The 23,835-nt window shown below is 31.2% G+C and carries 24 protein-coding genes; 3 read left to right on the top strand and 21 right to left on the bottom strand.

Translation table 11 applies throughout. The features are described from left to right. The coding region (locus BUB51_RS01150; RefSeq protein ID WP_073194757.1) for an integrase core domain-containing protein at window positions 1-563 on the top strand (563 nt) is incomplete at its 5' end. A 97-nt stretch (window positions 564-660) separates the two neighbouring features. Here the strand turns inward: BUB51_RS01150 and BUB51_RS01145 are convergent. From BUB51_RS01145 to BUB51_RS01085, 13 genes are all read right to left on the bottom strand, one after another. Then, the gene (locus BUB51_RS01145) at window positions 661-954 is read right to left on the bottom strand and encodes a DUF2325 domain-containing protein (protein ID WP_073194756.1); all 294 of its coding nucleotides are present in this window, start codon (window positions 952-954) and stop codon (window positions 661-663) included. 245 nt (window positions 955-1,199) lie between these two features. Further along, window positions 1,200-2,189, bottom strand: a complete 990-nt coding sequence (locus tag BUB51_RS01140; protein ID WP_073194754.1) for an LCP family protein — start codon at window positions 2,187-2,189, stop codon at window positions 1,200-1,202. A gap of 193 nt (window positions 2,190-2,382) precedes the next feature. Continuing rightward, window positions 2,383-3,561 carry an acetyl-CoA C-acetyltransferase gene (locus BUB51_RS01135; protein ID WP_073194752.1) on the bottom strand — a complete coding sequence of 393 codons (1,179 nt, stop codon included), beginning with the start codon at window positions 3,559-3,561 and terminating at the stop codon, window positions 2,383-2,385. Between the two features lie 59 nt (window positions 3,562-3,620). After that, a complete protein-coding gene (locus tag BUB51_RS01130) occupies window positions 3,621-4,466 on the bottom strand; it encodes a 3-hydroxybutyryl-CoA dehydrogenase (RefSeq protein ID WP_073194750.1) in 846 nt (281 codons plus the stop codon). 43 nt (window positions 4,467-4,509) lie between these two features. Then, window positions 4,510-5,289, bottom strand: a complete 780-nt coding sequence (locus BUB51_RS01125; protein WP_073194748.1) for a short-chain-enoyl-CoA hydratase — start codon at window positions 5,287-5,289, stop codon at window positions 4,510-4,512. A gap of 157 nt (window positions 5,290-5,446) precedes the next feature. Then, on the bottom strand, window positions 5,447-6,397 hold the full coding sequence (locus BUB51_RS01120) for an acetyl-CoA carboxylase carboxyltransferase subunit alpha (RefSeq protein WP_073194747.1): 951 nt from the start codon (window positions 6,395-6,397) through the stop codon (window positions 5,447-5,449). Then, window positions 6,390-7,301, bottom strand: coding sequence for an acetyl-CoA carboxylase, carboxyltransferase subunit beta (gene accD / locus BUB51_RS01115; protein WP_073194744.1), 912 nt, complete (start codon window positions 7,299-7,301; stop codon window positions 6,390-6,392). Before accD ends, BUB51_RS01120 begins: the two co-directional genes overlap by 8 nt. Before the next feature lie 17 nt (window positions 7,302-7,318). Next, the gene (locus tag BUB51_RS01110) at window positions 7,319-8,665 is read right to left on the bottom strand and encodes an acetyl-CoA carboxylase biotin carboxylase subunit (RefSeq protein WP_073194742.1); all 1,347 of its coding nucleotides are present in this window, start codon (window positions 8,663-8,665) and stop codon (window positions 7,319-7,321) included. Between the two features lie 4 nt (window positions 8,666-8,669). Then, window positions 8,670-9,113 carry an acetyl-CoA carboxylase biotin carboxyl carrier protein gene (accB, locus tag BUB51_RS01105; RefSeq protein WP_073194741.1) on the bottom strand — a complete coding sequence of 148 codons (444 nt, stop codon included), beginning with the start codon at window positions 9,111-9,113 and terminating at the stop codon, window positions 8,670-8,672. Window positions 9,114-9,212: 99 nt separating this feature from the next. Further along, window positions 9,213-10,208 carry a zinc dependent phospholipase C family protein gene (locus BUB51_RS01100; RefSeq protein WP_073194739.1) on the bottom strand — a complete coding sequence of 332 codons (996 nt, stop codon included), beginning with the start codon at window positions 10,206-10,208 and terminating at the stop codon, window positions 9,213-9,215. A 147-nt stretch (window positions 10,209-10,355) separates the two neighbouring features. Then, entirely contained in the window at window positions 10,356-11,336 is a 981-nt protein-coding gene (locus BUB51_RS01095; protein WP_242945530.1) for an arsenic resistance protein, read from the bottom strand. A 115-nt stretch (window positions 11,337-11,451) separates the two neighbouring features. Then, a complete protein-coding gene (locus tag BUB51_RS01090) occupies window positions 11,452-12,327 on the bottom strand; it encodes an NAD(P)/FAD-dependent oxidoreductase (protein ID WP_073194738.1) in 876 nt (291 codons plus the stop codon). 149 nt (window positions 12,328-12,476) lie between these two features. Further along, window positions 12,477-13,580 (bottom strand): aminopeptidase, encoded by a 1,104-nt coding sequence (locus BUB51_RS01085; RefSeq protein ID WP_073194735.1) that lies wholly within the window; start codon window positions 13,578-13,580, stop codon window positions 12,477-12,479. Window positions 13,581-13,757: 177 nt separating this feature from the next. Here BUB51_RS01085 and BUB51_RS13225 point away from each other — a divergent pair, with 177 nt between their 5' ends. Beyond that, complete coding sequence (locus tag BUB51_RS13225) at window positions 13,758-14,069, top strand: isochorismatase family protein (protein WP_200791865.1); 312 nt, start codon at window positions 13,758-13,760, stop codon at window positions 14,067-14,069. A gap of 389 nt (window positions 14,070-14,458) precedes the next feature. Here BUB51_RS13225 and BUB51_RS12820 read toward each other — a convergent pair whose 3' ends face one another. Together BUB51_RS12820 and BUB51_RS01075 are read right to left on the bottom strand one after the other, a co-directional pair. Further along, window positions 14,459-14,560: a MetS family NSS transporter small subunit gene (locus BUB51_RS12820; protein ID WP_143153534.1), complete on the bottom strand. Its 102-nt coding sequence runs from the start codon at window positions 14,558-14,560 to the stop codon at window positions 14,459-14,461. Between the two features lie 21 nt (window positions 14,561-14,581). Next, window positions 14,582-16,087: a sodium-dependent transporter gene (locus BUB51_RS01075; RefSeq protein ID WP_083599457.1), complete on the bottom strand. Its 1,506-nt coding sequence runs from the start codon at window positions 16,085-16,087 to the stop codon at window positions 14,582-14,584. Between the two features lie 260 nt (window positions 16,088-16,347). Between BUB51_RS01075 and BUB51_RS01070 the strand changes: the two genes are divergently transcribed. Continuing rightward, window positions 16,348-16,986, top strand: a complete 639-nt coding sequence (locus BUB51_RS01070; RefSeq protein ID WP_073194733.1) for a nitroreductase family protein — start codon at window positions 16,348-16,350, stop codon at window positions 16,984-16,986. A 72-nt stretch (window positions 16,987-17,058) separates the two neighbouring features. On the opposite strand, the gene BUB51_RS01065 is transcribed toward BUB51_RS01070, so the two are convergent. The 6 genes from BUB51_RS01065 to BUB51_RS01040 all read right to left on the bottom strand — a co-directional run bounded on the left by BUB51_RS01065 (window position 17,059) and on the right by BUB51_RS01040 (window position 23,835). Continuing rightward, window positions 17,059-17,529 (bottom strand): HAD family hydrolase, encoded by a 471-nt coding sequence (locus BUB51_RS01065; RefSeq protein ID WP_073194731.1) that lies wholly within the window; start codon window positions 17,527-17,529, stop codon window positions 17,059-17,061. A 31-nt stretch (window positions 17,530-17,560) separates the two neighbouring features. After that, window positions 17,561-18,907 (bottom strand): glucose-6-phosphate isomerase, encoded by a 1,347-nt coding sequence (locus BUB51_RS01060; RefSeq protein WP_073194729.1) that lies wholly within the window; start codon window positions 18,905-18,907, stop codon window positions 17,561-17,563. 245 nt (window positions 18,908-19,152) lie between these two features. Beyond that, window positions 19,153-19,983, bottom strand: a complete 831-nt coding sequence (gene nadC, locus BUB51_RS01055) for a carboxylating nicotinate-nucleotide diphosphorylase (protein WP_073194726.1) — start codon at window positions 19,981-19,983, stop codon at window positions 19,153-19,155. A gap of 15 nt (window positions 19,984-19,998) precedes the next feature. Then, the gene (locus tag BUB51_RS01050; protein ID WP_083599456.1) at window positions 19,999-21,495 is read right to left on the bottom strand and encodes an L-aspartate oxidase; all 1,497 of its coding nucleotides are present in this window, start codon (window positions 21,493-21,495) and stop codon (window positions 19,999-20,001) included. 14 nt (window positions 21,496-21,509) lie between these two features. Next, on the bottom strand, window positions 21,510-22,499 hold the full coding sequence (nadA, locus tag BUB51_RS01045; RefSeq protein ID WP_278293641.1) for a quinolinate synthase NadA: 990 nt from the start codon (window positions 22,497-22,499) through the stop codon (window positions 21,510-21,512). Then, entirely contained in the window at window positions 22,480-23,835 is a 1,356-nt protein-coding gene (locus tag BUB51_RS01040; RefSeq protein ID WP_159430367.1) for a sensor histidine kinase, read from the bottom strand. Before BUB51_RS01040 ends, nadA begins: the two co-directional genes overlap by 20 nt.

Below are 23,835 nucleotides of genomic sequence, written 5' to 3'. Positions count from 1 at the left end.
CAAGAAAGATAGCAATAAATAGAACTATTACAGGTTCTAATCAGCTTTGGGAAGCTGATGTAAAGTATGGCTATATAGCTAGTAGTAAAAAGTTTTTTTATATTTTATCTATCATTGATGTATTTGACAGAAGTATTATAGATTATCATATTGGTTTAAGTTGTACTGCAAAAGATGCAAAAGCAACTTTGATAAATGCATTGATAAAAAGAAATTTGTTATCTAGTAAAACTAATCCAATTATACGTACTGACAATGGTTCACAATTTGTAAGCAATATATTCAAATATACTTGTGAAAAACTTAATATGCATCATGAGCAAATTCCTGTTAAGACACCAAATAAGAATGCTCATATTGAATCTTTTCATAACCTGCTTCAGAATGAATGCTTAAGATATTTTAGTTTTACAAGTTTCAAAGAAGCTTATAAAGAAGTTATGAAATATATTGATTACTATAATAATATAAGAATTCATTCAGCTATTGGTTATATGACACCTATGGAATTTTATAGAGAAAACTCAAGCAATATTAAGAAAAAGTTAGTTGTTAGAGTTTAATTGTCCAAATTTAAGGGGTCAAACCGATAGTTGATAGTTAATTAATCAGTGTTTGACAAACTAATTAACTATTAACTATTGACTAATAAACTTGTCACTAGCATCGTGTACTTTTTGATATATTTTCTAATGCAGACTCTAATGTATTTAAACTACTATTATGTAATCTTAAATTAGGTATGTTTTTATTTTTGCATAATTTAAGCGTTTTGCACACTAATTTATGCGATACTACATCCGTAAACATTACTATATAATCAGGCTTACCAATTCTTTTGTCTAGATTGGAATTCATGTGTGTAAAAACCTTTATTCTGCATCCATATTTTTTCCCAATATCCTTGTATAATTTGCACATTCTTTCATGTCCACCTATAACTACAATACTCATAAAGCCCCTCCTTAATGATAATGATTTTCATTATTAATATAAATATATCATCCTTTTATATTTTTGTCAAATAATTTTAACTAGCATTTACATATGTATGCAATGGTTTTAAATATTACCTGTGAACTTTTTTTAATTTAAGTGATTATTTCTTAAAAAATTGGTTATAAATATAAATACTTAGTCCCCCACTCCCCCCATCAAAAATGGGTTCCCAAATATATTTTGGGAACCCATTCACATAATTAATTTTCAATTTCAGTATTTACATTATATAGTTTCATCATTAATTCTTTAACCTGTTTTGGATCATATGCAAAATATGATACTTTTTTACCACCTATATTCTTATATATAGCTCTACCAGGAAGTGTAGTCATTGAAATATCTTCCGTCTTTATACCTATTGCTTTACCTACATATAATAAGATATCAGTTAAACTCATATCTGTCTTAATATATTTAAAACAAGTTTGTGCTACAACTGGCAGCCTAAAACTTAAAGATTTCTTTATGGCTGATTTAATAAATTGCTGCTGGGCTCTAATTCTACCTAAATCTCCATCTGGATAGCCCACTGTCCTATCGTTATTTTTTCTAAATCTTAAAAACTGAATAGCTTTTTTTCCATCTAATATCTGTCTTCCTTTCTTTAGATGTATATGGAGAGGAGGTTTAGCTGTAGGATCATCATAATCCATATCAAAAGGAACATTTACCTCTACACCACCTAAAGAATCAACAATCTTTTCTACTCCAGAATACGTTACTTTTACATAATGATGTATTGGAACTCCTCCAAGTACAGCTTCTACAGCCTTTATTGTACCTTTTACTCCCGAATCCCCATAAACAGCATTAATTTTCCTTTCATCCGCATTTTTATAACCTACTCTGTAAAAATAAGTATCTCTAGGTATCGAAATTAAATCTACTTTTTTTGTAGCTGGATCGAAACTAGCAAATATTATAGTATCTGTTCTCGGTCCTTCTAATCCTAGAAGTAAAACATTTATTCTCTCACTTTCTTGTATAGCTTTTTTAAATGGATCTAGAACTTTAGGCTTATCATCTGATAAATCATTATTATCTTTTTTATCATCATTAGCATCTTTTATATTTCCTTGAGGCTGTGCATTTGCATCATAGAATTTCATAAACGTAAGTACTCCTGCACCTATGGCTAGTACAAAACAAAAAAATGCAATAATAAACACCTTGAAAAACTGTTTCATATACCTTCACCTTCCTAAATAATATGCTGATTCGTTGCTGTATACATATAAAAAGCCTAGTATTATTATAACACATTACCAAAAATATTAAGTTACACTTAAGTTACATATATTTGAATTACTAAATGATTATAGCATTAAATTCGTTTTTTTTCAAATTTAAATAGGGTGAGCTTTTTAGCTCACCCTACCCTTATCTCTCAACAACAACTGCTGCACCTTGTCCGCCGCCAATACACAAAGTCGCAAGTCCATATTTAGATTTTCTTCTTATCATCTCATAAATTAATGTTACAAGAATTCTCGCTCCTGAAGCTCCTATTGGATGCCCTAGAGCTATAGCTCCACCATTTACATTAACTTTCTCTGGATCTAATCCTAAGTCCTTCATAACAGCTATTGACTGTGCTGCAAAAGCTTCATTTGCTTCAATCAAATCTAAATCTTCTACTTTTAATCCCGCTCTTTCTAATGCCTTCTTAGTAGCTGGAACAGGTCCATAACCCATAATTTTTGGATCTAACGCCGCCGAAGCATACGATTTAATGGTAACTAAAGGCTCTATTCCTAACTCTTCCGCTTTCTCTTTAGCCATTACAATTAACATAGCCGCACCATCATTTATTCCCGAAGCATTACCCGCTGTTACGGTACCATCTTTCTTAAATGCAGGTTTTAATTTTGCTAACTTTTCAATAGTAGTTCCGTGTCTAGGGTATTCATCAGTATCTACAATAATAGGTTCTCCCTTTCTCTGTGGCACTTCGACAGGGACTATTTCGTCTTTAAATTTGCCTTCTTTTTGAGCCCTCTCTGCTTTAAGCTGACTTTGAAGCGCAAATTCATCTTGTTCTTCTCTAGATATATTCCATTTTTCAGCTATGTTTTCAGCTGTTATACCCATATGATAATTATTGAATATGTCTGTTAATCCATCTTGAATCATTGTGTCAATCAATTCGCTATGTCCCATTCTAAGTCCCCATCTAGCTTTAGGTACAATATATGGAGCATTACTCATGCTTTCAGTGCCGCCTGCTAAAATGATATCAGCGTCTCCTAGCATAATGAACTGCGCTGCCATACTTACGGCTCTAAGCCCAGAACCACAGACTTTGTTTATTGTCATAGCTGGTATAGTATCTGGAAGTCCCGCATTTATGGCTATCTGCCTTGCTGGGTTTTGACCTAATCCTGCCGACAGAACATTTCCAACTATTACTTCATCAATCATTTCTTCCTTAATTCCGGCCCTTTTGATTGCTTCTTTAGCAGCTGCTACCCCCAAATCTACTGCCGATAATTTAGATAAACTTCCCCCAAAACTTCCTATTGGCGTTCTAGCCGCACCAACAATAACAACTTCCCTCACGTTTAAAACCCCCTAATAATTTAATATATTATTCAGTTATCAAACACTTATGTCGTTCACTATTTACTGTAGTCGAAAAATCCTTTTCCTGTTTTTCTTCCTAATAATCCGCCTCTAACCATTTTCCTTAATAGTGGATGTGGTCTGTATTTAGGATCACCGAACTCTTCATATAACACTTCCATAATGGCTAGACAAACGTCATTTCCTATAAGGTCAGCAAGTGCTAATGGACCTATAGGGTGGTTTGCACCTAACTTCATAGCATTATCAATACTCTCTGCCGATGCAACACCATCTGCTAAAATACCAACAGCTTCATTAATCATTGGAATAAGTATTCTGTTTACTACAAAACCAGGAGCTTCCTCGACTTCAACTGGAGTTTTACCAAGCTCTACTGATAAATCACATACAAACTTCTTAGTTTCATCTGATGTTGCTATACCTTTTATGATTTCAACAAGTTTCATAACTGGTACTGGATTGAAAAAATGCATTCCTATAACTTTTTCAGGTCTATTAGTTACACTTGCTATTTCTGTAATAGATAAAGAGGAGGTATTTGTTGCAAATATCGTTTCTGGCTTACATACCTTATCTAGCTCTTCAAATATTTTTTTCTTTATTTCCATATTCTCAACTGCTGCCTCAATAACTATATCTGCATCTTTTATTAAATCGATATTAGTAGTAGTTATAATTCTTCCAAGAACTTGATTTTTTTCTTCTTCTGTCATTCTCTCTTTTTTCACATTTCTATCCAAGTTTTTAGTAATTACAGATAGCCCTCTTTGAAGATATTTGTCTTCAATATCTTTTAATATCACTTCATGTCCTGCTTGTGCCAAAACTTGAGCTATACCCGAACCCATTGTACCAGCACCAATAACACAAACTTTCATTTAAACTCCCCCTCTAAAATTTATTTTAAGAAATCTGTTTTAATTACTGATTTTTAAATTCTGGCTTCCTTTTCTCAATAAAAGCAGTCATTCCTTCTTTTTGGTCGTATGTAGCAAAACACAATGAAAATAGATTTCTTTCTGTTTCCATTCCAGTTTCAATATCTGTTTCAAAGCCTCTGTTTATAGCTATTTTTGAATATTTCACTGCAATCTGTCCTTTAGAAGCTATATTCTTTGCAAGTTCAATGGCAGTATTCATAAGCTCATCTGCTTTAACAACTTTGTTTGCAAGCCCTATCCTTTCCGCTTCGTTAGCATCTATCATGTCTCCGGTAAATATTAGCTCTTTAGCTTTAGCTATACCAACTAAACGTGATAATCTTTGAGTTCCTGCAAATCCCGGAGTAATACCTAATCCCACTTCTGGCTGCCCGAATTTTGCCTTTTCTGATGCTATCCTAATGTCGCAACACATTGCAAGTTCACATCCACCACCTAATGCAAATCCATTTACAGCCGCTATAACTACCTTTTCCATGAGTTCAATCTTTCTAAAAACTTCTAATCCTTGTTTCGCAAACTTTCTAGCAGTTTCTGGAGTCATATCTTTCATTTCTAAAATATCGGCTCCTGCGACAAACGCTTTCCCCTCTCCTGTTATTATGACTACATGGATATCTTTATCATTCTCTATTTGATCTACTGCATCACTTAATTCTTCTAATACTTTGGAATTCAGTGCATTTAAGGCTTTAGGTCTGTTAATCGTTAGTATACATATGTTCCCCTCTTTCTTTAGTAAAAGGTTTTCATACCCCATACTCCCACCTCCTCATCTATCACAAAAATATATATCAAAATTAGATATATTATTCATAATTCTTTAAAAGTTTAAATAATCCTCTTTATTATAAAGTCTTTTACTAAATCTTAATAATTTTTTGACAGCAAAAAACCATTCTGATTACAGAATGGTTCTACTGCCAAGTTCCTATTTTTCTGATTTTATCATATCTTAAATCGAGTAACTCATTTTTATCTAATTTCATCAATTTAGGAATTTCACTCAATATATATTCTTTTATTCTTTCTGCTACAAAATCTATATCCTTATGAGCTCCACCTAAAGGTTCTTCAATTATTTTATCTATAACTCCAAACTCTAATAAATCTTTGGAAGTTAATTTCATAATATTTGCAGCTTTTTGAGCTAAATTTGCATCTTTCCACAATATACTTGCAAGCCCTTCTGGTGATATAACAGAATAAACAGAATGTTCTAACATGCAGACTCTATCGCCTACTCCTAAAGCTAAAGCTCCGCCACTTCCACCTTCTCCGATTACAATAATAATTATAGGCACCTTCAATTTGCTCATTTCAATAAGATTTGTCGCAATAGCCTCTCCTTGTCCTCTTTCCTCTGCTCCTATACCACAATATGCACCCGGTGTATCAATAAAAGTTATAATTGGCCTATTAAATTTTTCTGCCTGCTTCATAAGTCTCAATGCTTTTCTATATCCCTCTGGATGAGGCATCCCAAAATTCCTTTTTATATTTTCTTTTAAATCTTTACCTTTTTGATGTCCAATTACAGTTACAGGAATACTTCCTATTGTACCTATTCCTCCAATTATCGCTTTATCATCTCCATAGAGCCTATCTCCATGAAGTTCAATAAAATTAGGAATTATCTTTTTTATATAGTCAATAGAGGTAGGTCTTTCTGGAAGTCTTGCAATTTTTACTTTTTGCCAAGGAGTTAAATCTTTGTATACTTGTTTTTTCATTGTTTCTAATTTTGTTTTTAATATATCTATTTCTTTTGATAGATCTACATCATGTTCTTCACTAAACTTTTCTAATTCCTTAACTTTATTTTCTAATTCTATTATAGGTTTTTCAAATTCTAAATGATTAAACATCTGCCTCACCTCTTAAAGAGTGTATATATAATATATCCGCCAACACATCTCTTAGATTTTTCCTATGGACTATTTTGTCTACAAAGCCTTTATCTTTTAAAAATTCGGCTCTCTGGAAGCCTTCAGGAAGTTTCTGTCTTATAGTTTGTTCAATTACTCTAGGCCCTGCAAAACCGATAAGAGCTCCCGGTTCAGATATTATAATATCTCCTAACATAGCAAAACTTGCTGTAACTCCACCTGTAGTCGGATCTGTAAAAACAGATATATATAAAAGTCCTTCTTCTGAAAGCCTTCCCAATGCAGCAGAAGTTTTTGCCATCTGCATAAGAGACAATATGCCCTCCTGCATTCTAGCTCCTCCAGATGCAGAAAATATAATTAAAGGCATTTTCTTCTCTATTGCCCTCTCTATCGCCCTAGTTATTTTTTCTCCTACAACAGAGCCCATACTTCCCATCATAAAATTAGGCTCCATAATACATGCAATGCACTCATGTCCTTTAATTTTCCCTTCACCCGTTACTACAGCCTCCTCAAGCCCTGTCTTTGCTCTATAATCTTCTATCTTCTTTTCATACTCTGGAAAATTTAAAGGATTTGCTGGTTTTAATTCTTTATCATATTCATTAAAACTTCCACTATCAAAAATTATATTTATCCTCTCTGTTGAGCCTATTCTGAAATGATAATCGCATTTAGTACAAACCATCAAATTTTTCTTTACTGCATCTATAGAAAGTACCTCTCCGCACTTTTTGCATTTAATATGCTTATCGTCATCTATCACAGTTTTTTCTTTTACCATTTTAGGCCTTTCATCTATTAACTTTTTGACTTCTTTTTCCTCTTTATATAAAGTTATAGTTGCATACTTTCTTTTATGAAAGAGGTCTTTTATCATGTTTTTCACCTCTCATATTATTTTTCTAGAATAACCTCATTTACAAACGAAGTGTCAATTTCATTTTCAATAAATCTTTCGTTGTTTAAGATGTCCAAATGGAAATCTATATTAGTGCTAACCCCTTCAATCACTGTCTCCTCTAAAGCTCTCTTCATTCTGTTAATCGCTTCTAATCTATTCTCTCCCCAAACAATTATTTTCGCAATCATAGAATCATATGTCGGCGGTATTACGTATCCACTATATAAATGACTGTCTATTCTAACACCATATCCACCCGCTGTATGATATACTTCTACTAAACCCGGTGATGGCCTGAAGTTCTCTTTGACATCTTCTGCATTTATCCTGCATTCAATAGCATGCCCTCTTATAGTTATGTCTTGCTGTGATATACTTAATTTTTCTCCTGCAGCTATTTTAATCTGCTCTTTTATTAAATCTATACCCGTTACTGCTTCTGTTACAGGATGTTCTACTTGTATTCTCGTATTCATCTCAATAAAATAAAAATTTTTGTCTTTATCCAATAGAAATTCTACAGTACCAGCGTTAACATACCCTACAGCCTTAGCAGCTTTTATTGCAGCTTCGCCCATTCTATTTCTCAACTCATCGTCAACCACTGCACTCGGAGCCTCTTCAAGCACCTTCTGATTTCTTCGCTGCAGAGAACAGTCTCTATCTCCTAAATGAATAATATTTCCATGTTCATCGGCTAATATTTGAAATTCTATGTGTCTAGGGTTTTCAATAAACTTTTCTATATACATCGAATCGTCATTAAATGCAGACAATGCCTCTCTTTGTGCCATAATAAAATTTTTCTCAAATTCTTCTTCACTACGTACTATTCTCATACCTCTACCGCCACCGCCACTAGCTGCCTTTATCATTACAGGAAATCCTATCTTTTTAGCAATATCTTTAGCTTCATCTACTCCTTTTACAGAACCTTCAGACCCAGGAACAACTGGAACCTTAGCATTAATCATAGTCCTTCTTGCTTCTGCCTTATCGCCCATCTTTATTATATGCTCTGGATAAGGACCTATAAATTTAATACCATGTTCTTTACATACTGATGCAAATTTAGGATTTTCAGATAAAAAGCCATATCCAGGATGAATTGCATCTGCACCTGCACATAGAGCTGCACTAATTATATTTTGTATATTTAAATAACTTTTAGCAGATAGAGCCGGCCCTATACATATAGCCTCATCAGCTAAATGAACATGCAGACAATCTTTATCTATCTCTGAATATACCGCAACAGTTTTTATCCCCATTTCCTTACAAGCCCTTATAATCCTAACTGCTATTTCACCTCTGTTTGCTACTAATACCTTTTTAAACATAAACTTACCTCCTAATCTTCATCAAAGGCTGGCCATACTCGACTACTTCCTCATTTTCAACTAATATTTCAACAATCTCTCCTGATACCTCACTCGTAATCTCATTCATTATTTTCATAGCTTCTATAATGCACAAAGTCTGCCCTTCTTCAACTTTATCTCCCGCTTTTACAAAAGGTTCAGCCCCCGGGCTTGGTGATGTATAGAAGGTACCTACAATAGGTGATTTGACAACAAATATGTCTTCATCATTAGTTATATCTTCGTTTGTTAATACTTCTTTTTTAGTTCCCTCTGATTCAATTTCATTAGCTAACTTTTCATTATTTAAAATAATATCATCTGATTTACTTATACTAATTTTAATATCCGCTGTTTCAATATCTACTCTATTTATGCTAGTTTTATCTATTGTCAGTATTAACTCCTTTATATCCTTAATATTCATATAATTTACCTCCCAATTTTATTGGTTGATTTTAGTATCTGGTACTAATATATGATATTATTATAACATAATATTATTTTTTTTTGCAATAATTAGACCCTATCTATCAAAGATAGGGTCGTAGTAAATAAGCTTACAGTCTTCATCCACGTATTTGCCGGTAGAATAAGATATATTTGGAAAAAAATCTTTTAATTTTTCTTCTTTTATCTGGCCGTCTATATATCTAATAGCCCATTCTATCATTTGTTTGCTCTCTTCTACAGCTTTTTTATATATATCATCAAAACTTTCATAGTGAATTTCTTCTTTTGCACAAGGGTGATTCCATGGATTATGCTTTCTATTTAGATAATCTTTTTTCTCATCTATATGCCTTGGATAAATAAGACTGCTGTATTCAATCGACTTATCAGTCAGCAAATCTATTATATTTAGTAAAACTTTCTTAAATCCATAAGGGTCATATATTATTTTAAATACTTTTGCAAAATCTTTAAAAGAGTCTTCTATAAAGTCAATTTTCACTTCAGGTTTATATAGTTTTTTCAAAATATATTTATAAAAGTTTATTAAAATTTTTGGTACCTTTTCTAAAGAAACTTCCCTATGCACTGGGTATTTATACGTATATAAATTTTTTCTCTCCTTTAGCAATATGGTATCTATAATAAGCTCTAGTTTTTTATGATATATACTATACTTAAATGTCTCTGGTTTGTTTTTATCATGCACTCCTGACTGATAATGGATAAAAGGGTGCGCATTTCTATCTAATGCAAAATGGCAAATAAAACCTGCTAAATAAGTAAAAAGCGTTGAATAATCATTATAGTCATTTACTCTTTTTTTAAGATACTTAAAACTTTCAATGAAAAAATCTCCTGTTTTTTTCAAATGCATCATTATTCCAATTTCAGGCCCTCTCTTTTTCTTTTTCCAAGGCCAAAAATCATTATAAAAAAATATATCAGGGCCTTGACACCCTAAATTGAATATTTTTATTTTCTCATTCAGTATCCTTTTCCAGTCTTGGTTTTCTAAAGAATTGATAACATCATGTCCGCATAATAAATGAGTACATACATCTGGCATTTTATCACTCACCTTTTCTTAACATTTAAACTCTAATTAATTTCCATTATATATTTTATGCTTCTCACCTTTAAATCTAAATCAATTTTCATTCTCATTTTATAATAATTTACAAAAAAGGTCTATACTATAAAAAAGTATAGACCTCTAATTAAGAGCTTGTTTTTTTACTAACTGCATATAAAAAGCAGCTAATGGTACTTGAATTATATATCCTATTGCAATTAAAAATACAGCCAAACTACCTCCAAAAGCAGCTAAACTCAATCCTAATGCAACCGTAAGATTACGCATAGTTGTACCATATACTAGAGAAATTCTATTCTTTTTATCTAATATTTTTTCACCAACTACATGACTAATCAGAAGTAATACAGCATAATATATCACTAATGGTATTAATGAATAAAGAACTAACTCACTTTTGCTAATTATAGTCTTACTTTTCAATGACATAGCTATAAATACAATAAACAATACTCCCAATGAACTTATTGAACCAAAATTAGGCTTTAATTCTCTGTATCTCTTTTCTCCTGATATTTTGATAATCAGTCTTCTAGTTAGATCTCCTAATATTAAAGGTATTATAACCACTTTCAATAAACTATTAATAATTGATATGGTATTAATAGTTACAACTTCTCCTAAAAATAATTTCATATATAGAGGAATCATTAATATGGATAATAATAAGTTCCCTGAAATCATTACAAGAGCCGTTTTCATATTCCCATTAGCTAATCCTGTCCATGAAGCTGTCATACCACTAGTAGGTATAAGACTGATTAAAATCAATCCTACCATCAGCATCGGACTATTTTTAAAGAAAACTTTACTTAAACCAAATGCTATAATCGGCGATATTAAAAAATTAATTACTACACTCAATATCAAAGGTTTTGGATTTTTAAAACCATTGAATAAATCTGTTACCTTTAAATTTATCATCATAGGATATATCATTAAAAATAATGTTGGAGTAACTAATTTTTTTAAATATCCTACATCATTTAAATAGCCGTTTATAAGCCCTAAAATCATCATTGCAAGTATAAAATAAGGGAGCTTAGATTTAACATAATCTAGCACTTTCATTATATCATCTCCTCCAATTGTTATTGGCATATGCTATTTTTATACCCCTATATGGTATCATATATATTAAAAAAAGTAAAGCCCCCTTTTCAGCTTTAAATCGTTAAGTAAAAAGCCACTTCGAGTGGCTTTATAAAATTTTCTTTTAGAAATTCCTCTGAACATATGCTTTAGCATTCAAGCCCGCTACAGCTCCCTGTCCTACTGCAGTAGCAACTTGTGTTATTCCTCCAGTACAATCTCCTGCAGCAAATAATCCATCAATATTAGTTTTCTGATTTTCATCTACTTCTATACTATTATTTTTTATAACGACACCTAATTTTTTTGCAAAGTCAATAGAAGATGCTGAACCGTATGCAACAAACAGCCCATTAATATTTTCTTCAGTACCATCTTCAAATATTATCTTTTCTAATAAATTTTCTCCTTCCAAGGATTTAATCTTTTTATAATTTATTTTATAACCCTTTTCTTTTATAATTTTAATATTTTCTTCTTTCATTTCTAATTCATTCCCATTTGTATATACTGTTATGTCGTCTGTTATAGTTTCCATTTCCATAATCTCATGAAATGCATAATCTTTAAAGCCAAGTATTCCCACTTTAGCTCCTTGATAGAAAAAACCATCACAAGCTACACAATAATGAACACCTCTACCCTCAAATTTTTCTATATTATCTATTTTTACTTTTACCCTAGGTTTGCCAGTTGCTATTATCACTGCTTTCCCTTCATATTCTCCTTCAGTAGTTGTTACAGTAAATGTCCCATTTTTCTTTATACCAACCACTTCTTCATCCTTTATCTCAACTCCTACCTCTAACGCTTGTTTTATTCCTCTCTCTATTAGCTTTTCGCCTTTTTCAGGCTCACTACAACAATAATTTTCGATATATGCGTTTTTCAATGCTTCACTCTGTTTACCTATAACGAGTGTCTTTAAATTTCCTCTACCTGTGTAAAGCGAAGCTGACAGTCCTGCTGGTCCTTTTCCTATAATTATTACATCGTACATAACTATACCTCCCAATATTTCTATTTTTACTTTAGAATTATCATTATTATACCCTGCTGTTTTTTTAATAAATCAATTTCAAGAAAATTAAAATAATAGCTAATAAAAAAGAGCTATACTTATACAAAGCATAGCTCTTTTTATCAAAATTAATCTATTAAGAATTTACCGTCTTTGTAGAATAATTCTCCATCGGCATAAATTCTGCCTCCGTTTTTCATATCGCATAACATATCCCAATGAATTCCAGATTCATTATTCCCACCTGTCTCTTTAGGAGCTGCACCTATTGCAGCATGTACTGTTCCTCCCATTTTCTCATCAAATAGCATATTCTTTGTAAATTTCTGAATTCCATAATTTGTACCTATCGCAATTTCTCCTAAATATCTTGCCCCTTCATCTGTATCTAGTAAGGCATGGAGTAAATCTTCACCTTTAGCAGCAGTCGCTTTAACTACTTTCCCTTCTTTAAATTCTAACCTTATATCTTCAATTTCTTTACCCACAAAAATTCCAGGATAGCTAAATCTTATATACCCTTCAACTGTGTTTTCTATTGGTGTTGTAAAAACCTCTCCATCAGGAAAGTTCTCTCTACCATCACAGTTTATCCATCTTCTCCCTTCGATACTCATTTTTAAGTCAGTATCTTTTGATATAATATGTAATGTCTTTTTAGAATTCAAATATTCACAAATCTTTTCCTGCTTTTTAGAAATTTCCATCCATTCTTTTATAGGATCATCTTTATCTAGAAGCCCTGCTCCATAGACAAAATCTTCATATTCTTCTAAACCCATATTAGCTTCTTGTGCACTTGCATGTGTAGGAAACAGTGTTCCACACCACTTTAAATCTTCACTTGCTCTATTTATAAATTTAATATTAATTTCTCTAGTTGCCGTCCTCCTCTTTTGTATTTTCTCTGAGTCAATATTGGATAAGGCCTTTTCGTTATATCCTCCCCAAATTGATAAAATAGCATCAAATTTTTCTACTGCAAATTTTTGCATTGGACTTACAAACTTTAATTGTTCATCACTAGCTTCTTTCAAAAATATTTCATTTAAGCCCGGAAGTGATACATATGTTTCTACATGAGCACCTTTTCTTATAGCCTCTCTATACACTTCCTTTATTAATGGATAGGCTATGTCGTATCCTTCAATCAATAAGTAGTCTCCTTTTTTAATTTTTAATGAATAATTAACTAAAAGTTTTGCAAGTTTTACAATTCTTTGATCTGCCAATTAAAACTCCCCCTTATTATTTTTATTTATTTTTTATAAAATTACTTCCATAAAAGAAATTATTTAAAAGGATTATTTTATTTTGTATCGAATGCCTAAAATATTATAAGTAATATATAAAATAAAAATATAACATAAGTAAAAACAAATCAATTAATCGATTGGAGGTATACAAATATGAAAGCATTATTAGTCATTGATACACAATATGGTTTAATAAAACAAAAAGACTTTACAAATGAAATAAAAAAGATAAAAGAATTAATTTTAACGTTTAAAGCTAACAAAGAACTTATTATATTCACCCAACATTTAGATAACGATAAAAATAGTGTATTATTTAAAGATAGCCCTAATGTAGAAATTATAGAAGAACTTAAAGTTTATGCCGATTATATTGTGAAAAAATCTACTGCAGATTCATTTTTTAATACCAATTTACAAGATGTTTTGACTAGAAATTCTATAAATCATATCGTTATATGTTGATTTAATACTGAATATTGTTGTATGTTTACTGCAATAGCTGGTTTTGATAGAGGCTATAAAGTTACATTTATTTAAGATGCTACTGGAACTGTTGATGATGAAAATCTATATGAAATGCCAGGATTAGATATAAGAGACTTTATAGACTCCGTATTAAATTGGTCAAATATAATTGAAGTACTATATTTCGATGAATTTATGGAAAAAAATAATAAAATTGATATATCTTAAATTTTCTAAATTTTATAAACATTTAATATGGTATATTCTTCAAAATATCTAAACATTCCTTCATATATTACATTTTTTTAATATAGTAGATGACCAGATATTTTAAACTTATTAAACTAACTCCATTAAAAAGGCTAACAGTTGATAATAAGCAACTGTTAGCCAATGTTATTTTTCTTTGCAATTGATACTGCCCAAAAAAGCCCTCCATATAAAAATAATATTCCTATTATAAGCATAATCCATGCCCCGATGGTCATATTTACCAACCTCCTCAAAGGTTAATTTGCTTTTCTGCCTAAATTATTTTGACTCTTGATTTTACCTAATATTACAGATATTATAATAACAACTGCTAACATTAACCAACCGCCTACTATAATAGCCCAGAGTGGATATCCTCCATAAAATTTTCCATTAATAGCATCGATTATTTCTTGTACTATATTCCAAATCAATATTCCCCCAAGAACTATTGGTGTTATAACAGCAATCATTACATCATACCATCTACCTAACTTAATTTCAGATATAGGATTAAAATAACTCCTCAATTTTGATGATTTATATAACCAGCCTATTGCAATTACTTCAAATAACCCTATTGCTACCATACCAAAGTTATTGATGTATTTATCAACAATATCTAACCAATATAATCCGCCTTTTGTAGCATAAATTAAACTTATTATAAATCCTACAAGGCATGTTAAACGAACAACTTTTTTCTTATTCCAACCCCATTTGTCAACCAATCCAGCAACAATACTCTCGATAAGTGAAAATGCCGAATCTATTCCTAGAGTAAATAACATTATAAAGAACACTAATGAGAATATTACTGAACCAAATGGCAATAAACTTATTGCCTCTGGATAAGTCCAAAATGCTAACCCGATTCCACCATTTCCTGCAACTTCACTAACTAAAGCTCCTTTAGTAAAAGCCATATAACCCATTGTTCCAAAAACTGCAAAACCTGCTAAAAAACTAATGCCGCAATTTGCAAATACAGTAATAAAAGCATTGTTAGTAATGTCTGATTTTTTAGGCAAATAACTTGCATACGCTATCATTACACCAGTTGCCAAGCTCAATGTGAAGAACACTTGTCCATATGCAGATGCCCATACTTTAGGTTCTAATAACTTTGAAAAATCAGGGTTTAAATAGAAATTAACACCATCAATAGCTCCTGGTAATGTTAATGCTCTTATTACTAATATGCCAAGCATTATAACAGGCAATGGCACAGTCCATTTAACAACTTTTCCTACTGAACGTACACCATTTCTAATACACCAATAAATTGCTCCCCAAGCTAATATTAATCCTATTATTACTGGTATACTAAATCCTCCTAATTCACCAGGCCCGCTTGAAATCTGTAAAACTTTACCAAAGAAAAAGTCTTTTGGTGCATTTGCCCATGCTGCTTTGAGAGAATACCACAAATAATCAGTTACCCAAGCCATTATTACACTATAGTAAGTAATAATCACAAAACTCGCTGTAATAGTTAACCAGCCTAAACTTTCCCAACCTTTTTTAATCCTACTAAAAGCGATAGGTGCCCCCGCTTGAAACTTATGCCCTATAGCAAACTCTGTTATTATCAAAGGAATTCCCGCTGTTATTAGAGCAATGAAATAAGGTATTAAGAAAGCTCCCCCTCCATTTTGAGCCGCCATATAAGGAAAACGCCATGCATTTCCTAATCCCGCAGCCGAACCTATAGCTGCAAAAATAAAGGCAGTTCTTGTACTCCATCTCTCCCTATCTTGCACAATGCTCCCTCCTTGTATTTTTTTAATAAAATAATTATATTCTGATCCCACCTCCTTAAATATCTATTGATTTTTAATTTATATATAAAATATATATTATCGAAATTTTAAAAATATTTTAAAATTTGCATTTCAGAAACCAAAAATTTGATTTATACTACCCTTTCAATAATTCATTGAATCATTATTTCTTTTTGTGTAATATTAAATAAAAGTGAAATTACCACTTACTAATTTAAATAATGAAAGGAGTGTAATGAGTGGAAAAATTAGATTTTATTTACAAAAGACATAGTGTTAGAAAATTTAAAGACATAGATGTACCTATAGAAGATATAAAAGAAATAATAAAAGCAGGTACATATGCTCCATCAGGTAAAAATCTTCAAAACTGGCATTTTGTTGTTGTAAAAAATAAAGAAAAAATAGAGGAAATGGCTAGAATTGTCGAAAGAAAAAATATGGAACTTGCAAATTATGCAAAAGATGAAGATACTAAAAAATCATTTACCAAATATCTTAAATATCATACAGTCTTTAGAAATGCACCAGTAGTAATATTAGTATATGCTGGTCCATATCCTTCAACTGGGCTTGAACTGTTAAAAGAGAAAGGAGCATCAAAGGAAGAATTAGATGCCGTTATACTGCCAAATCCAGGTATACAAAATATCGCAGCTGCAATGGAAAATATTCTATTGGCCGCATCTAGTATGGGATATGGTACTTGTTGGATGACTGGCCCTAACTATGCAAGTAGAGAAATAACTGACTATATAGGTTTTAAAAAGGAAGGTTATTTTCTTGCAGCAATGACTCCGCTTGGAGTACCAGAAGAATTTGAATTAAAGAGTCCACCAAGAAAACCTTTAGAAGAGGTTATGACGATTATTGAATAAAAATATTTATGAAAATGACGCTCATGCGGACGAATTTATGGCGGAGGTAAAAACCTCCGCCATTTATATTCACTATCCCCTTAATGTAGCCTTTAATCTATTAGGATTTAATAATAGATCTAAACAATCATTTATATTTTTTATTATAATATCGCTATTTTTGATTGTTTCTGTAAAACAACCTTCGTCCCCTATTATACATATACCTATTTGAGCCTCTTTAAGCATAAGCACATCATTATTACCATTTCCCACAGCTATACAATGCTCTGCACCTAATTCTCTTATAAAGTTGAGTTTATCAATTTTTCCATTTTCTTGAGAAATTATTTTAAGACTAACATTTACATCTTTAATATTTTCTCTTACGTTGCCATACGTATCAGCCGTTAATACATAAATTTTTACTTTTTTACTCAACTTCTCAAGTCTTTGTTTTGTTGCAGAGCTTATAATCCCATCTACGGCTAAAGTACCGTTATAATCGAACACAACATATTTTATTTTTAATTGTTTATATGAAGGTATATCTATTTCAATCAAATTATCCCCTCACTAAAATAAACATATATTTTTATTTTTTCATTTTTTCGATTAATTCTTCTCTTAAATCTTCAAAACCAGGCTTACCTAATAATGCAAACATATTTTTCTTATATGCTTCAACCCCTGGCTGATCAAAAGGATTAACACCTAATATATATCCACTTATTCCACATGCCTTTTCAAAGAAATAAATAAGCTTTCCAAAGTAATATTCATTCATTTCAGGCACATTTATTACGATATTAGGTACATTTCCATCAGTATGTGCAAGTAATGTACCCTCAAATGCTCTTTTATTCACAAAGTCTAATGTCTTTCCTTTAAGATAATTAAGTCCATCTAAATCTTTCTCATTTTCTGGTATCTCTATATCTTCTTTAGGATTTATAATATTTACAATTGTTTCAAATAAATCTCTTCTACCATCTTGTATATATTGTCCTAGAGAGTGTAAATCTGTTGAGAATTCAACTGAAGCCGGGAATATTCCTTTGCCATCTTTACCTTCACTTTCTCCATATAACTGTTTCCACCACTCTGCTAAATAGTGAAGATAAGGTTCATAGCTAACTAATATCTCTATATCTTTACCTTTTCTATAAAGTATATTTCTTAAAGCAGCATATTGATAGCAAGGATTTTTTTCTAAATCTTCTACCATATACTCTTCTCTACCTGCTTTAGCACCTTCAATAATCTTGTCTATATCTATACCTGCAACGGCTATTGGAAGTAATCCTACTGGTGTAAATATTGAAAATCTTCCTCCAACATCGTCAGGTATTACAAAAGTTTCATAGCCTTCTTCTTCAGCTAATTTTCTTAATGCTCCCTTAACTTTGTCTGTTGTAGCAAATATTCTCTTTCTCGCCTCTTCTTTGCCATATTTTTTCTCCATATATTCTTTTAATATTCTAAATGCTATAGCTGGTTCTGTTGTAGTACCAGATTTTGATATTACATTTATACTTATATCTTTGTCTTGTATAACGTCTAATAGATGTCTTAAATATGTACCGCTAATATTATTTCCTACAAAATAAATTTCAGGTGTTTTTCTTCTGTCTTTAGGAAGTATATTATAAAATGTATGTCCTAGAGCTTCTATTGCAGCCCTTGCTCCTAAATAAGAACCGCCAATACCTACTACTATAAAAACATCTGAATTTTCTTTTATCCTTTCAGCAGCCAATTTTATTCTTTTAAATTCATCTTTATCATAATTAATAGGATAATCTACCCAACCTAAAAAATCATTGCCTGACCCATTCTTTTCATGAAGCATTTTATGAGCAAAAGAAATTTGAGATTTCATATATTCTAATTCATGTTTTTTTATTAGAGCATTAGAGTAATCTAATGTGATAGTATTCATTCACTTTCCCTCCCTGATAATTTTTATCCAATAGTTATATTTTACTATCATATAACATTCAAATCAAATATATTTATTAAAAATAGAGGGATTTAAAATCCCCGAGCTTGTTGACAAAGTAAAATATTTTATGAAAATGACGCTCATGCGGACGAAAACTAAATTCTTTCAAGCATTCGCTTTCATTTTCATAAATATAAGTTTGTCAACAGTCTAAAGGATTTAAAATCCCCCTATTAGTCTTTTTATTTAATATTTAAGCTGATATCTAGTGATTTAACCGAATGGGTTAATGCTCCAACAGAGATTACATCTACTCCGGTTTTAGCTACTTCTTCAATATTATCTATATTGACATTACCAGATGCTTCTAATATAGCCTTTTTATTATTTATATTCACAGCTTCTTTCATATCCTCAATACTCATATTATCGAGCATTATAATATCGGCTCCTGCATCTAGGGCCTGTTTGAACTGTTCAATAGTTTCAACCTCAACTTCTACCTTAACAGTATGTGGAACCCTTTCCCTTATTAATTTGATGGCTTTTTCTATACTTCCAACGGCTCTTATATGATTATCCTTTATCATAACGGCATCTGATAAATTATATCTATGATTTGCTCCTCCGCCTAATCTTACAGCATATTTTTCTAATGCTCTAATGCCCGGTGTAGTCTTTCTCGTATCAGCTACTCTAACGTTATACTTTTCTACTTTATCTACAAACTTTTTAGTTTTAGTCGCAATTCCGGATAATCTCTGAAGAAAATTTAGAGCTGTTCTCTCGCCAGATAAAATAGCTCTAGTTTTACCTTTTATTTTAGCTATAACATCGCCTTTTCTTAAGAACTGCCCATCTTCCTTTAACCTATAAAATAGCATATCTTTATCAAGCAATTTAAAAGTAATCTCTGCTATTTCTATCCCAGCTAACACTCCATCTTCTTTAGCGATTATTTCAGCTTCAGAAATATCGTTTAATCCTATTAGGTTTTCAGTTGTAATATCACCGTTATTCATATCTTCTAATAAAGCATTCTTGATTATATCTTCTATTTGAAGCACTAACATTTTAACACCTCATCATTAATTTATTCTATAATGACATCCTAGACTTTTTTCTCTTTTAATACATCCTTCTATAATGTTCTTTGATACAATAGTCATATTTAAAACTTCAATATATTCTCTATTATATATATATTTATTTTTCAACATTTCATATATATCATCTATTATTTCTCTAGCTTTCAATAATCCTGATGTTGTACGCACTATCCCTACATATTTGTCCATTGTATATTTTATCTTATCTCTAATAGGCTTGAAAGAAGACTCGTCTGCTTCTTCTATTTGAATATCATCTCTATCTAAAATTGTAAGTGGAATGTTCTCTATATTATTATTAATTGAATTGGCTATTCGTCTGCCGAACACAACACATTCAAGCAGAGAATTGCTGGCTAATCTGTTTGCTCCATGTACGCCTGTATTAGTACACTCTCCACAAGCATATAAGTTCTCTATATTAGTCATTCCATCATCATTAACTTTTATGCCCCCAATAAAATAGTGCTCTACAGGAACAACAGGTATTAAATCTTTTGACATATCTAATCCATATTCTAAACATTTATTAAAAATTGTAGGAAATCTTTTAACGAGAAAATCTCTGTCTTTGTGCGTTATATCTAAATATACAAATTCACTATCTGTTTTGACCAATTCGTTGTATATACTCTGTGCAACGACATCTCTAGGGGCCAATTCTGCATTAGGATGGATTTTTAGCATAAACCTTTCTCCAAATTTATTCCTTAAATATGCTCCTTCACCCCTCACAGCTTCTGATATTAAAAATTTTTTGCCCTCGTCTTTAGAATAGAGCGCTGTAGGATGAAATTGGATAAATTCCATATTATCAAGTATACAACCCGCTCTATATGCCATTGCTATCCCATCACCTGTAGCTAAAGGCGAGTTAGTACTATTTTTGTATAAAGCTCCAATCCCACCCGTTGCTATGACTACGGCTCTAGAGAAAATATCGATTAATTCATTGTCCTTAATAATCCTAACCCCTACACACTTATTATCTTTTTTTATTACATCGACAGCCATCGTATTTTCTAAAATTTCTATGTTGTCTCTATTAACTGCTTCTTTATACAGAGCTTGCATTATTTCTTTTCCCGTTGCATCTCCGCCTGCATGAAGTATCCTAGCCCTACTATGTCCACCTTCTAATGTAGTTGTCAATCTTCCATAACTATCTCTATCAAAAGGAACTCCAAATTCTAAAAGTCTATCTATGTTCTCTTTAGCTTCATATACCATTATCCTTAATTTATCTATATTATTCACATTTGAACCAGCCTTTAAAGTATCTCTAATATGATCGTCTAAATCGTCTGTTTCTAAACTTGCCGCAATACCTCCTTGGGCGAGTGAAGAATTGTTTTCAGACATCTCGCCCTTTGACAGTATCTTAACATTTAATCTACTATCTATATTGAGAGCGGTATAGACTCCAGCTAAACCCGAACCCACTATAATAACATCCGCAGTATTTTTAAACCCCACCAAATTTCACCTCTTTATTTTATATCCATCATCCTCTGCAAGGATGTAAGTGCCTTTGCCCTTATATCTTCTGGGACAGTAATTTCAAATCTTTCATATTTAAGTGCATTCAATACATCATTTAACCCTGTTTTTTTCATATTAGCACATATAAACCCTGGTGATAGAAGATAAAATCTCTTATCTGGATTAAGTTTTCTAAGCTGATGTAGTATACCCATTTCTGTCCCTATAATAAATTTCTTACTACTTGACTTTGTCGCAAATTCAATAATCTGTGAAGTACTTCCAACAAAATCTGCCATTTTAACAACATTTTCATTACATTCTGGATGAACTAAAACTAAAGCATCAGGATGTGCCTCTTTGGCTTTTATTACTTCACTTTCTTTGACTCTATGGTGAGTTATACAAAATCCGGGCCACAAATCGATTTGTTTATCTTTAACCTTGTTTTTTACATAATTACCCAAATTTCTATCAGGCACAAATAATATTTTTTCTGCATCTACGCTGCTTACAACTTTCAAAGCATTCGATGAAGTACAACATATATCACATTCAGCTTTGACAGCTGCAGAAGAATTTACATAACAAACGATATAAGTGTCTGGATTTTTTTCTTTATATTCTCTTAACTTTTCTGCTGTTACCATATCTGCCATAGGACATCCGGCATCTTTTGCTGGCAGTAATACTTTCTTATCTGGAGAAAGTATTTTGGCACTTTCAGCCATAAAATGTACTCCACAAAAAACAATCATTTTATTATCAACATTACTTGCAGCTCTACTAAGTGCTAATGAATCTCCAACAACATCTGCAATTTCCTGTACTTCTGGTATCTGATAATTGTGAGCCAATATAATAGCATCTTTCTCTCTCTTGAGTTTTATAATCTCATCAATAATCTTCTGCTTATCCATATATATTACCCCTTCTATTATATTTGCATCTGTCTTTAAATCTATAACAAGTATAGCACTAATATTTACTACAATCAACTTTAGGTAATTCTATTTTAAAAACAGCCCCTTTGGGTGTTCCATTATATGCATAAACATTTCCATTATGCCTTTCTATTATTGCTTTTGTAATAGCTAATCCAATGCCTGTACTGCCATTTCTTCCTTTATAAAATCTTTCAAATATTTTATTCTCCTCTCCATCTTTGAAACCTTCTCCATCATCTTTAATAATTATTTCTGTTTTTTCATATTTGTATCTTGCATTAATACTTATTTTATTTTCGGCATATCTTATACAATTCCCCAAAATATTAACTAATGCCCTCATCATTTTTTCTGAATCTATTTTAACGATACATTCTTTTTCTATTTGTACATCTATATTTATATTTTTCTCATCTGCCAAAGATTTAATAGTTTTTATTGATTTAAATATAATTTCTGATAAATCAACTTCTTCAAAATTAAAGTTTTCTTCTACATTTTCAATCTTAACTAAATATATTATTTCATCAACTGTCTTCTTAAGCCGTTGACTTTCTTCTATAATTATATTGAGACTTTCTTCTAACTCTTTACCTTCTACAACTCCATCTTTTATAGCTTCTGCATATCCTTGAATCGACATTAACGGGGTTTTTAATTCATGAGAAGTATTTTGTAAAAATATTTTCTGCTGCTTATTATATCTTTTTATTCTTTCCGCCATCTCTTTAAAACTTTTATCTAATTCCTCTATTTCGTCTCCTGTATTAATGTCTGGATATTCATGGAAGTTATCTATAGAAAAATTTATCATTTTCTCCTTTAGCATTTTAATAGGTTTTGAAATATTTTTTTGAAAAATTATACCAATAAATAATGCTATTATCGAAGCTATAATAAAACTTAAACTTTGAGTTTGCCTCATCAATCTATTCAATGCATGTATATTCTTTATTCTAGCGAATAAAAAAACATAACCATTAATACGTTGATTTTTATCCTTTATTACAACTCTTTCAACTATATAACCGTTTAAAGTCGACTGTTTAAACTTTAATAGCTTATATAATACATTTTGATTTAAATCTTTTAAATCCCTATATACTATTTTGCCTTCTCTATTAATCACTAATACTTCAGAATCTATAAACTTACCGGCAAGTCTTAACTGCCTCCTACTCAAATTGATATTTTTAAAATCGCCTTTTTGAAGATTCACATTTCTTAATATTTCTGCAATCTTCTGACCTTCTTCCCTTAATTGTATTCGAGTTTCCATTACTAAATATTTTTTAGATAAATAATTGAAAGTTATACTAGTAACTAGAAAAACTATAAGCAATATTAAAAAATACGATAATATAATTTTGTTCCCTATCTTTTTCAT

The sequence above is a fragment of the Caloranaerobacter azorensis DSM 13643 genome, from assembly GCF_900129995.1.
GTDB classification, from domain to species: domain Bacteria; phylum Bacillota; class Clostridia; order Tissierellales; family Thermohalobacteraceae; genus Caloranaerobacter; species Caloranaerobacter azorensis.
Note: the sequence above shows the minus strand (reverse complement) of the source record. Positions and strands in the feature narration are given on the sequence as shown.